The organism is Aliidiomarina sp., from assembly GCF_047920995.1.
Classification (GTDB): Bacteria; Pseudomonadota; Gammaproteobacteria; order Enterobacterales; family Alteromonadaceae; genus Aliidiomarina.
The window spans coordinates 18,212-30,328 of the sequence record NZ_JBLRWZ010000006.1 but is presented as its reverse complement, the minus strand read 5'-3'; the positions used below and the strand labels follow the sequence as shown (position 1 = coordinate 30,328).

Sequence of the window (12,117 nt, the reverse complement as noted above, 5' to 3'; positions counted from 1 at the left end):
CTTTGTGGCGCTTACCTAGATTTATCTTTGTACATTGCTGCATCAGCTAGGTTTATCATAGTCTCTATTGTGAGCTCAGTATCTGGATCAAAACTAGCGATACCAACACTATATTCTATTATATAAGGTTTTTGATTCGAGTTGTTTTCTTCAGTAACTGCCTGTGCAAACTGGGCAAGCCGTGTTGAAACTTGCTCTTCCCTTGCGTTCGATAGCATTAAAGTAAATTCATCGCCTCCATATCTACCAACAACATCCGATTCACGAAACGTTTCCAGCATTAACCGAGCAAAAGTTTTTAATACGTAATCACCCTCATGATGCCCATACGTATCGTTGATTAGTTTAAATTTGTTCAGATCAAAAAATACGAAGGTAAAAGGAACCTTGAAACGTTTACACATACTTATGGAATAATCAACGAGTATTAGAAAGCCACGTCTGTTAGATATCAACGTCAACTCATCTAACGTTGCTAGTTGAATGGATTTCACTTCCTGCTCAATCATTAACCCAAGGTCAGTGAGGATTTGTTGGTCCTCCTCGCTCATCTCTCGTGGGCTAGAATCGATTAAGCACAGCGTTCCGATTTTTAAGCCCGGCCGCAATTTCAACGGGTAGCCAGCATAAAAACGAATTTTCGGTCCAGAAATCACTAACGGGTTATCGCAAAAACGTTCATCCTCAATAGCATTCGGTATGATGAACAAACCATCCTGATTGATTCCATGAGCACAGAAGGATATATCTCGCGGTGTTTCAGCAACATCTAATCCTTGGTTTGATTTAAACCACTGCCGATTCTCATCGATCAAGCTAACTAGCGCTATATCAACGCCGAACATTCGCTTCGCTATGCGTGTTACGCGATCAAACCGCTCTTCATGTCCCGTATCTAAAATACCCAGTGTTCTTAGTGCGTACAGGCGTTCTGCCTCATTTTCTGGAAGCGCTGGCTTTTGCATAATAATATGAACCCTACATGTATTAGGCCAACTTAAGTATAAGTAATTATAAACTTAGCGCCAAATCTTAATTGTGGAATCGCAAACTAGGCCACAGGATTAATTGACTTACCTAGAAACTAATTAAATACGGGAAGAGTTCTTGAAATGGTGGCCCCTCCCAGATTTGAACTGGGGACCAACCGATTATGAGTCGGGTGCTCTAACCACTGAGCTAAGGGGCCATTTTGCATGATGTACGAATCATGATGTACGAATCATGATGTACGAATGGTGTGCGAGATTCTTTCGCAGCGGCGCAAGTATACCCAAATCCGCGGCAACAAAAAAGCGCCAAGAGGCGCTTTTTCAATCAGTTAGATAACCTTTTCACGATTACTCGTCTAAGAAGCTCTTCAACTGCTCACTGCGGCTTGGATGGCGCAGCTTGCGTAGTGCTTTAGCTTCAATTTGGCGAATCCGTTCACGAGTTACATCAAACTGCTTACCTACTTCTTCCAGAGTATGATCGGTATTCATATCAATACCGAAACGCATCCGTAATACTTTTGCTTCTCGGGCCGTAAGGCCACCTAGAACATCGCGTACTGCGTTCTGTAGGCTTTCTGATGTTGCCGCATCAACTGGCAAATCAAGCGTAGTATCTTCAATGAAATCGCCTAAGTGCGAATCTTCATCATCACCAATCGGCGTTTCCATAGAAATCGGCTCTTTGGCGATCTTCAATACCTTACGAATCTTATCTTCTGGCATTACCATGCGCTCTGCCAATTCTTCTGGCTGCGGCTCACGGCCCATCTCTTGCAGCATTTGCCGTGAAATACGGTTCAGCTTGTTGATGGTTTCGATCATGTGTACCGGAATCCGAATAGTACGCGCCTGATCGGCAATAGAACGAGTAATTGCTTGGCGAATCCACCAGGTTGCATAGGTCGAGAATTTGTAACCACGGCGATATTCGAACTTATCTACCGCTTTCATCAAGCCAATGTTACCTTCCTGAATTAAATCCAAGAATTGCAAACCACGGTTGGTGTATTTTTTCGCAATTGAAATTACCAAACGTAAGTTGGCTTCCACCATCTCTTTCTTCGCCCGGCGAGCTTTCGCTTCACCAATCGACATCCGGCGGTTGATATCTTTTACTTTCGCGATCGACAAACCAGTTTCTTCGGCAATTGCTCGTAACTTACCAGTACAACGCTCTACTTCATCGCGAGTTTCTTCTAGCGCTGCTGAGTATTTCGTCTCTTTGGCAACAATCGCATCAAACCAGCTCATCGAAGTTTCATTGCCGGCAAACGCTTGTACAAAAGTGCGCTTCGGCAGTTTCGCCTGCTCTAAGCACAGCTTCATAATTAAGCGTTCTTGTACGCGCACACGATCCATCATTTCGCGCATATCTTTTACTAAGCGATCAAACTGCTTCGGAACCAAGCGGAAGTGCTTGAACAATTCGCTTAGCTTTTCAATTTCTTCGTTGGTTTTCGCATCAGCCCGGCCATGAGTTTTAATGGCATCACGAGTAGCTTCATATTGCGCACGCAGCTCATTAAATTTGCTGCGCGCTTCTTCAGGATCTACGCCAGTATCGGTAGAGTCATCATCGGAATCGTCGTCATCGGCATCATCGTCTTCATCTTCCAGTTGGTTTTCGCTCAACTCAGAACCAATGTGGGTAGCACTAACTGGCGCTTCTTCCACTTCGTTCGGATCGATGAATCCGGAAATGATTTCGGTAAGGCGAATTTGCTCAGCTTCGTAGGCATCCCACTGTTCAAGCAAGAAGTTAATCGCTTCTGGGTATTCAGCTACCGAACACTGAACTTGGTTAATGCCTTCTTCAATGCGCTTGGCGATAACAATCTCACCTTCACGGGTAAGAAGCTCTACGGTACCCATTTCACGCATGTACATGCGCACAGGATCTGTAGTACGGCCAATTTCGCTCTCAACGGTAGCAAGTGCCGCCGCCGCCTCTTCTGCAGCATCTTCATCCGCAGAATCTTCGCTCATCATCAGATCATCGGCATCAGGGGCGGTTTCGAAAACCTTGATGCCCATATCATTGATCATCCGAATAATATCTTCGATCTGATCAGAATCAACGATGTCTTGCGGTAAGTGGTCGTTAACCTCAGCAAAGGTTAAGTATCCTTGCTCCTTACCTTTCGCAATAAGCAATTTAAGTTGCGACTGACGAGTCTGCATACGGGCGATTACCTCAGTAAAGATATTTTGAATTTATGCGGAATAGCCGTTAATTATAACAAAAAGCGCGCGATTCAACCAGTTTAGTTTTAACTACGTTTCATCATGCGTACAAGTTCATTTAGTTCCTGTAAGCGCTCGCGTGTCATGTCTTTTGCGGGCAGTGCTTTTAATGTTTCATAGCGCTGCTCTAAATAACGGTCGATCAAAAACACATAGGTTTCCGAGAATTCCTGCTCTAGGTTGTCTTCTAGTACTTGATGGTTCCAACTAGCGAGTTGGCGCAAACGTTCTTCTAGGCGCGAACCACGCCAGGATTCAAGTAATTGTGCAGAGCTTAGTTGCTGTTCATGGGTTTGTCGATGAATCGCCATAAACACTTTCACACCCTGCATATCGAGATGGTCTAGTTCATTGTGCACGGGAATTAAACGGCCAAGTTCTGGATATTGCAGCAGTAAGCCAATAGCGCGCGCAACAGGGGTTAATTGTTGGCCTTTGGGTTTTTCTGCTCGCTGCTTACCTTGATTCAGGTTCGGCAACAGTTTTTCAAGCTCTTGCACGGTTCTACTTAATTTATTCGCTAACGCTTCCATTAAGGTTTGCCGATAGAAATCACTGGCCACCTTGCCAATCAATTCTTTGGCTTGGGCAATTAGCTCTGATTTACCCGCATCGCTGCGCAAATCAATTTTCGCGGTAAGGTGCTCAAAGAAATAATCGCGGAACGACATTGCTTCGTTAGCCCGCTTATTAAAGCCTTCAGCACCTTCAGCGCGCACAATGGTATCTGGATCTTCACCATCGGGTAAAAAGAGGAACCGTAAATCGATACCATCTCGTAATAATGCCAATGAATTTTCTAACGCGCGCCAGGCCGCATCTCTGCCGGCCCGATCGCCATCAAAACAGCAAATTACTTGCTTAGTTTGCCGGAACAACAATTGCAAATGATCAGTAGTTGCGGCAGTGCCTAGCGCGGCAACAGCATTGGTAACACCATGTTGCGCCAGCGCCACCACATCCATATAGCCTTCAACGATAATTACCCGCTCAAGATCTTTATGCTGTTGGCGCATTTCGTAAAAGCCATACAGCTCACGCCCTTTATGAAATAGGCGCGTTTCTGGCGAGTTCAAATATTTCGGTTCGCTTTTCTCTAATACGCGGCCGCCAAAACCTACTACTCGGCCGCGGCGATCCCGAATGGGGAACATAATGCGATCACGGAAGAAATCGAAGCGCTTGCCGCGATCGTTTTCGGTGATCATTTTTAATGCTAATAGCTGTTCTTGTTGCTTGCGGCTACCACCAAACTTGCGCAGCACCGAATCCCACTCTTTTGGCGCATAGCCAATACAAAAATCACGTACCACTTCGCCGCTTAAGCCGCGGCCTTTCAAGTAGCTAATTACGCGCTCTTTTTCAGGGTTTTCTTTGAGTTGGCGAGCAAAAAACTGGGCACAAGCTTCCATTACCGCAAAATCATCTTCCACTTCCGCTTTATCACGGGCCGGTTTGCTACCTGGCCGAGTTTCTCGCGGCACTTCGAGCCCCAACATCGCCGCGAGCTCTTCTACCGCATCGGGAAACTCCAAGCCATCGTATTCCATAATAAAATCAAGGGCGTTACCATGCGCACCACAACCGAAGCAGTGATAGAACTGCTTATCGGGTGCCACCGAAAAGGAAGGGCTTTTTTCATTGTGGAATGGGCAGCAAGCTTGATAATTCCGGCCTGCTTTTTTCAAACGCACACGGCTTTCCACCACGCCAACAATATCAGCGCGGGCAACAAGATCTTGAATGAAATCCTTCGGAATTAATCCAGCCATGCGTACTAATGTACCTTGCTCATCACGTGCTTAAAACAAAAAGCGCGGTTTAACCCATAAAATAAAAAAACCGTGCTGAGCACGGTTTCTTTAGTTAGTGCAGCAAATGCTTTACCAACAATCGATTTACACGCCCGCTTACGCTTGCGCTGAATCGCTATTTCTTAATACAGGCGAGTGCGACGAGCGTTTTCACGAGCCAATTTCTTGGCGTGACGCTTCACAGCTGCAGCTTTCTTGCGCTTACGCTCTGCAGTTGGCTTCTCGTAAAATTCGCGGCTACGAACTTCAGATAGTACACCTGCTTTTTCGCAAGAACGCTTGAAACGGCGCAGTGCGACGTCAAATGGCTCGTTTTCTTTAAGTTTAACTACTGGCATCTGCCTCTCACCTCAAAAATTTTCGTAGTACGCAGGCCACTCATTGGCCATGCAGGATAAAATTGGTGCTGAATTTTAAACAACCTAAGGGCTGCTGTAAAGCCTAAGATCGATTTATTCACGCACTTTCTGGAACATTTTCGCCGCGCTTGCGATAAAACTCGCTAACGAATTGATCAAATTGATCCTTTTCGATCGCATCACGCATGCCTTTCATGAGCGCTTGGTAGTAATGTAGGTTGTGAATCGTGTTCAAACGCGCTCCAAGGATCTCATTACAACGATCGAGGTGGTGTAAATACGCCCGCGAATAGTTCTTACAGGTGTAACAATCACATTCACTATCGAGCGGTGCAGTATCGGTACGATGGCGAGCATTGCGGATTTTCACCACCCCAGCTGAGGTAAACAAATGGCCATTACGAGCATTTCGTGTGGGCATTACGCAATCAAACATATCAATGCCGCGGCGCACTGCTTCCACTAAATCTTCTGGTTTACCCACGCCCATTAAGTAACGTGGTTTGTCGGTTGGCATCTTCGGCGCGGTATAATCAAGAATGCGCATCATATCGTCTTTTGGTTCACCTACTGATAAACCGCCAATGGCATAGCCATCAAAACCGATATCGGTTAGCCCGGTAAGCGACACATCACGCAGATCTTCGTACATACCACCCTGAATAATGCCAAATAGCGCTGATTTACTATCACCATGCTCGTCTTTCGAGCGTTGTGCCCAACGCAATGATAATTGCATTGAATCTTCAGCTTGTTTCACTGTAGCTGGATATGGCGTGCACTCATCGAAAATCATCACAATATCAGAGCCCAGTTCGCGCTGAACCTGCATTGATTTTTCTGGCGTAAGTAAGATTTTTTCGCCGTTAATTGGCGACCGGAAGGTTACCCCTTCCTCGGAAATTTTGCGTAAATCGCCAAGGCTAAATACTTGGAAGCCACCAGAATCGGTGAGAATTGGCTTATGCCAGTTCATAAAATCATGCAAATCACCGTGCTGTTGAATAATCGATGTGCCCGGGCGCAGCATTAAATGAAAGGTATTGCCCAAACAAATTTCAGCACCGGTTGCAGCCAATTCTTCAGGGCTCATGCCTTTTACTGTACCCAATGTACCTACCGGCATAAACGCAGGAGTTTCTATCGTGCCGCGATCAAATGTCATGCGGCCACGGCGTACTTTGCCAATACTTTTAATTAGTTCAAACTTCATCTTTTACCTGTTTAACGGTGTTTTCGGGTGATAAACATTGCATCACCGTAACTAAAGAAACGATATTTTTGCTGTATTGCGGCCTGATAAGCCGACATTACTTCCGCTTGCCCTGCGAACGCTGAAATCAACATAATTAAGGTTGATTCAGGCAAGTGAAAGTTCGTAACCATGGCATCAACTACATTAAATTGATAACCCGGGTAAATAAAGATATCCGTATCGGCGCTATACGCAGCGAGTTCGCCAGCATTTGCTTTCGCTGCCGATTCAAGCGAACGCACGGAAGTGGTACCTACCGCAATTACTCGCCCGCCACGCGCACGTGTAGCAGCCACAGCATCAACCACCTCTTGTGGTACCTCGGCCCATTCGCTGTGCATCTTGTGCTCACGAATATCATCAGCCCTTACTGGCTGAAACGTGCCGGCGCCAACGTGTAGAGTAACATATGCGGTTTCAATTCCTCGATCGGTTAGCGCTTGCATGGTTTCCGCATCAAAGTGTAAACCTGCAGTAGGCGCAGCAACCGCGCCTGGTTTTACCCCATAAACGGTTTGATAACGTTCCCGATCACTGGCTTCATCAGGGCGGTCAATATAAGGTGGAAGTGGCATATGGCCAAACTCTTCCAACCAACTTAACACCGTTCTGCCGCTATCAAAGGTTACCTCAAACAGCGCATCATCACGGCCAGTGATAGTTGCAGGCACCGCATTTTCTAACAACAACTCGGTGCCAGCTTTCGGTGCGCGGTTAGCGCGCACGTGCGCCAAAACGCGGTGCTCATCAAGCATGCGCTCTACTAGAACTTCAATTTTGCCACCGGATACTTTTTGCCCCAATAGCCGCGCTGGTATCACGCGAGTATTATTAAATACCAGTAAATCACCGGGGTTTAACAGGCTAGGTAAATCACGGAAATTCTTATGCGCGATCTCACCGCTTTCGCCAATTAAGGTAAGTAACCTACTGCCACTACGATCCGCTTGTGGGTAACGCGCAATTAGGTGATCTGGCAACTGAAAAGAAAAGTCTGAACGCTTCATTGAGCTCCAACCGGAAAAAACAAACAGTAAATACAAAAGTGCCGGCACAACAAGGTACCGGCGCTTTAATTTGTTAAATCAACACATTACAACATGTGCTGCAGTAATCTAATTAGAAGGTATATACCAAAGTAACCGCTGTTTCTGTATCTAGTTTCTCTGGGGTACGACCATCCGCTTGCTCAAAAACAGTACTGTTATGAGTGATGGTTAAGGTTAACCGCATCGCCAACCGTGAGTTCAGGTTGGCAGTTAATGCCCCTACTGCTCGCGAACGGGTATTATCATCACCCATTTCAGTAGAAACCAATTGTGTGAAACGGGCAGTTTCACTAATTTGCCATTCAAAGTTAGCGGCCGCACGAACAATTAAATCACCATCCGTTTCGCCTGTATCACGACGTTTATCGTATGCATAACCCGGACCAATTTCGAAATCGGTGAACATATTCTCGTTATGCAAAAAACGTGCACCATAACCGGCCGCAATCGTTGATTGATATTCAAAACTGTTGAGCGCGTCATCTTCATAAGAGCCATAGATAAAGATCGAAGAATGGCTGCCTACATTAAATTTACGGTTACCTTGCCCAGATACGAAAAAGCGATCAGCATCGGTTACCCGATCCCCTTCAAACGTTTTCCGCTCTTGTAGGTAATAATCTAAAACTGCACGTTTACGCCAGTTTTCAGTATCACGCTGTAAATCGAGCTTGCCTTTCCAAGAGCGTGAATCGGTGTTCCCAGAGCGCAACAATACACCAAGTTCAGCAGTAGCACGCCACTTACCATCTTTCGCTGCTGGATCAACATCCTGAATATCGTCAAACATAAAAGTTGATGATGATGCGGCACCAGAAAAACCTAACAAGGCTAAGGCAATTAATTTTAGACGCACAAGGCCCCCTTCAAATCATCCACTGATTGGTTTGTTATTTTTTGGCCAATCTGCACGGTTTTTATCACTATTTCTTGTATTCTAACGGAATTCAGCTACTTTTCGAACCCATAAAACGAAAAAACCACCGCATTTTACGCTGCGGTGGTGGATTTCTTCGTAAAGGTTCGTTATTTCACTGTTGCGGTTAACTCACCGCGCTCATACATCATAAACATGGTTTCTAGTGAAATTGGCTTAATTTTGCTTGCATTTCCAGCGGTACCGAATGCTTCATAACGCGCCTTACAGATATCGTACATAGCTTGCGTAGAAGCCTGTAAAAATTTACGCGGATCAAACTCGGCCTTGTTTTCAGCCATGAATTTACGCACTGCACCGGTAGATGCTAAACGCAAATCCGTATCAATATTTACTTTCCGCACACCGTGGCGAATACCTTCTTGAATTTGCTCAACCGGAACCCCGTAGGTTTCTGGAATCTCACCGCCAAACTCATTAATAATCGCTAACCACTCTTGTGGAACTGAAGAGCTGCCGTGCATTACTAAGTGCGTATTAGGAATACGCTTGTGGATATCTTTAATACGACCAATATCAAGAATATCACCAGTTGGTGGCCGCGAGAACTTATAGGCGCCATGCGAAGTACCACAAGCAATTGCCAAGGCATCTACTTGTGTAGCTTTCACAAAATCTGCAGCTTCTTCTGGATCGGTTAGTAACTGATCATGGCTCAATGTACCTTCAGCACCCACGCCATCTTCTTCGCCTGCTTGCCCTGTTTCTAGCGAGCCTAAGCAACCGAGCTCACCTTCAACAGATACGCCACAGGCATGCGCCATTTCCACAACTCGGCGCGTTACATCAACGTTGTAATCGTAATCTGCTGGGGTTTTGCCGTCTTCACGCAGTGAGCCATCCATCATTACTGAACTAAAACCCAACTGAATCGAACGTTGGCAAATTGCTGGAGACGTTCCGTGGTCTTGGTGCATTACCACTGGAATATGCGGGAACTCTTCAACAGCTGCTAAAATTAGGTGACGCAAAAATGGTGCGCCAGCATATTTGCGGGCACCTGCAGAAGCTTGCACGATCACCGGGCTGTCAGTTTCATCGGCTGCCATCATAATGGCGCGCATTTGCTCAAGGTTATTCACGTTAAACGCTGGAATTCCGTATTCAAACTCCGCCGCGTGGTCGAGCATTTGGCGCATCGAAATCAATGCCATTTGCAACTCTCCTTAATTTTCTTTTAATAAAATCGGTACTTACTCGCTACCGCGAGCTTCTAAAATTGCTACTGCTGGTAATTTCTTACCTTCTAAAAATTCTAAAAATGCGCCACCACCGGTAGAAATATAGGAAATTTTATCGGCAATGCCATATTTATCGATGGCTGCAAGCGTATCACCACCGCCGGCAATTGAAAATGCATCGCTATCGGCAATTGCATTTGCTAGTACTCGGGTACCTTCACCGAACTGATCAAACTCAAATACTCCTACTGGACCGTTCCATACAATGGTGCCAGCATTTTTCAGCATCGCCGCTAAATGTGCTGCGGTTTCTGGGCCAATATCAAAAATTTGATCATCGCCGCTTACTTCATGCACTGCTTTTGTTACTGCTGTTGCATCAGGGCCAAAGTGATCGCCTACTACCACATCTGTGGGCACAGGAATTACCGCTCCACGTGTTTTACCAGATTCGGCTAAACGAGATGCCTCATTTACCAAATCTTGTTCATACAATGATTTGGCAACATCATGGCCCTCAGCAGCAATAAAGGTATTCGCAATACCGCCGCCCACAATTAACTGATCAACCTTGCGTACTAAAGAATTCAGTAGCATCAGTTTAGTAGAAACTTTCGAGCCGCCTACGATTGCCACTAGCGGGCGCTTCGGGTTTTCTAACGCTTTGCCAAGTGCATCTAGCTCAGCGGCTAGTAATGGGCCAGCACAAGCGATTGGAGCATATTGAGCAACGCCATAAGTTGAGGCTTGCGCGCGATGAGCGGTGCCGAATGCATCCATTACAAATACATCACAGAGTGCCGCCATCTTCTTCGCTAGAGTTGGGTCATTTTTCTTTTCACCCACATTGAAGCGCACGTTTTCAAATACTACGAGCTCGCCGCCCGCCACATCTACGCCATCTAAATAATTTGTTTCAAGGCGCACAGGGAACGACAACGCATTGGCTAAATACTTAACCACCGGTGCCAGTGAATATTCAGCCGTAAACTCGCCTTCTTCTGGACGGCCTAAATGCGACATCACCATTACTTTTGCGCCTTGCTCTAGGGCGCGTTGCAAGGTTGGTAATGCAGCGCGTAAGCGCGCATCAGAGGCTACTTTGCCATCTTTTATCGGCACGTTTAAATCTTCGCGAATCAATACACGCTTGCCACGTAAATCAATATCGTTCATGTATTTCACAGTCATCGAAGTATCCTTAATTCAATTTAGCTAAATCTATTGCCGATTCTAACATTCGGTTCGCAAAGCCCCATTCGTTATCGCACCATGCCAACACTTTTACCAGTTGTTTGTGGCTCACGCGGGTTTGCGTACCGTCCACAATACTGGAGCGTGGATCGTGGTTAAAATCCGCGGAAACAAGAGGAATTTCCGTGTAACCCAAAATTTCCGGCAATTGTTCGGCAGCAGCAGTTGCCAATGCTTGGTTTACCGATGCGATATCTACTTTGCTTTGTAAGGTTACGCTTAAATCCATCGCTGTAACGTTAGTAGTAGGTACGCGCACAGCAATGGCTTCAAAACGGCCGGCAAATTTCGGCAAAATACGTTCAATACCACGCGCTAACCGCGTATCTACGGGAATAATGGATTGCGAACTAGCACGCGCTAGGCGTAAATCATCATGGTACGCATCAATTACTTGCTGATCATTCATTGCCGAGTGAATAGTAGTGATAGTACCGCTATCTACACCAAACGCATCATCAAGTACCTTAATTACCGGCACAATACAATTCGTAGTACAAGAACCGTTAGAAACAATGCGATGCTCTGGTAGCAGCTCGTGCTGGTTGATGCCCTGAATAATGGTGAAATCCACATCAGGTGATGCTGGATGGGAAAATAATACGCGCTTGGCACCCGTTAATAAATGCGCGTGCCCATCGGCACGGCTACCAAACACGCCAGTACATTCCAACACCACATCGATATCAAGTTCACGCCATGGTAAATCGGCAATTTGCGCACGATGGAACAACTGAATTTCCGCCACTACATTGCCCGGTTGCCTACCATTTTGCGTGGCAATAATCAGTACATCTTGCTCCGCCCCCACCTGCGCAGCAAAACGGCCATGGGTAGAATCGTATTGCAGCAGGTGAGCCATACCATCGCTACTCGCCAGCTCATTAATGGCTACCAACTCGATCTGTTCATGCCAACCCGATTCCAACCATGCGCGCACCACACTGCGGCCAATGCGGCCAAAACCATTAATGGCTACGCGCGTTTTCCGCGCTGGCCGTGCACCACTTACTGCTTCGTTCAATGTTT

Annotated in this window: 10 protein-coding genes and 1 tRNA gene; all 11 read right to left on the bottom strand. The window is 46.1% G+C overall.

The genetic code is table 11. From position 1 onward, the window contains the following. Positions 1–11: 11 nt before the first annotated feature. Positions 12–965: a sensor domain-containing diguanylate cyclase gene (locus ACNA7P_RS02795; protein ID WP_416257087.1), complete on the bottom strand. Its 954-nt coding sequence runs from the start codon at positions 963–965 to the stop codon at positions 12–14. 148 nt (positions 966–1,113) lie between these two features. After that, positions 1,114–1,189, bottom strand: a tRNA-Ile gene (locus tag ACNA7P_RS02790). A gap of 151 nt (positions 1,190–1,340) precedes the next feature. Continuing rightward, on the bottom strand, positions 1,341–3,176 hold the full coding sequence (gene rpoD / locus ACNA7P_RS02785) for an RNA polymerase sigma factor RpoD (RefSeq protein ID WP_416257086.1): 1,836 nt from the start codon (positions 3,174–3,176) through the stop codon (positions 1,341–1,343). An 89-nt stretch (positions 3,177–3,265) separates the two neighbouring features. Then, positions 3,266–5,011, bottom strand: coding sequence for a DNA primase (dnaG, locus tag ACNA7P_RS02780; RefSeq protein WP_416257085.1), 1,746 nt, complete (start codon positions 5,009–5,011; stop codon positions 3,266–3,268). Between the two features lie 164 nt (positions 5,012–5,175). After that, entirely contained in the window at positions 5,176–5,391 is a 216-nt protein-coding gene (gene rpsU, locus ACNA7P_RS02775) for a 30S ribosomal protein S21 (RefSeq protein ID WP_416257084.1), read from the bottom strand. A gap of 118 nt (positions 5,392–5,509) precedes the next feature. Next, positions 5,510–6,625, bottom strand: a complete 1,116-nt coding sequence (gene tgt, locus ACNA7P_RS02770; RefSeq protein ID WP_416257083.1) for a tRNA guanosine(34) transglycosylase Tgt — start codon at positions 6,623–6,625, stop codon at positions 5,510–5,512. Between the two features lie 11 nt (positions 6,626–6,636). Next, a complete protein-coding gene (gene queA / locus ACNA7P_RS02765; protein ID WP_416257082.1) occupies positions 6,637–7,674 on the bottom strand; it encodes a tRNA preQ1(34) S-adenosylmethionine ribosyltransferase-isomerase QueA in 1,038 nt (345 codons plus the stop codon). Positions 7,675–7,786: 112 nt separating this feature from the next. After that, a complete protein-coding gene (locus tag ACNA7P_RS02760) occupies positions 7,787–8,572 on the bottom strand; it encodes a DUF481 domain-containing protein (RefSeq protein WP_416257081.1) in 786 nt (261 codons plus the stop codon). Positions 8,573–8,742: 170 nt separating this feature from the next. Continuing rightward, a complete protein-coding gene (gene fba, locus ACNA7P_RS02755) occupies positions 8,743–9,807 on the bottom strand; it encodes a class II fructose-bisphosphate aldolase (RefSeq protein WP_416257080.1) in 1,065 nt (354 codons plus the stop codon). Between the two features lie 39 nt (positions 9,808–9,846). Further along, entirely contained in the window at positions 9,847–11,025 is a 1,179-nt protein-coding gene (locus ACNA7P_RS02750) for a phosphoglycerate kinase (protein WP_416257079.1), read from the bottom strand. A 10-nt stretch (positions 11,026–11,035) separates the two neighbouring features. Then, positions 11,036–12,112 carry an erythrose-4-phosphate dehydrogenase gene (gene epd / locus ACNA7P_RS02745; RefSeq protein ID WP_416257078.1) on the bottom strand — a complete coding sequence of 359 codons (1,077 nt, stop codon included), beginning with the start codon at positions 12,110–12,112 and terminating at the stop codon, positions 11,036–11,038. Between the last annotated feature and the right edge of the window lie 5 nt (positions 12,113–12,117).

Bases quoted from the DNA above. Each gene is read 5' to 3' on its own strand.
- ACNA7P_RS02795 (WP_416257087.1), bottom strand. From the start codon at position 965: ATGCAAAAGCCAGCGCTTCCAGAAAATGAGGCAGAACGCCTGTACGCA.
- queA (WP_416257082.1), bottom strand. From the start codon at position 7,674: ATGAAGCGTTCAGACTTTTCTTTTCAGTTGCCAGATCACCTAATTGCG.
- rpsU (WP_416257084.1), bottom strand. From the start codon at position 5,391: ATGCCAGTAGTTAAACTTAAAGAAAACGAGCCATTTGACGTCGCACTG.
- tgt (WP_416257083.1), bottom strand. From the start codon at position 6,625: ATGAAGTTTGAACTAATTAAAAGTATTGGCAAAGTACGCCGTGGCCGC.
- fba (WP_416257080.1), bottom strand. From the start codon at position 9,807: ATGGCATTGATTTCGATGCGCCAAATGCTCGACCACGCGGCGGAGTTT.
- dnaG (WP_416257085.1), bottom strand. From the start codon at position 5,011: ATGGCTGGATTAATTCCGAAGGATTTCATTCAAGATCTTGTTGCCCGC.
- rpoD (WP_416257086.1), bottom strand. From the start codon at position 3,176: ATGCAGACTCGTCAGTCGCAACTTAAATTGCTTATTGCGAAAGGTAAG.
- ACNA7P_RS02750 (WP_416257079.1), bottom strand. From the start codon at position 11,025: ATGACTGTGAAATACATGAACGATATTGATTTACGTGGCAAGCGTGTA.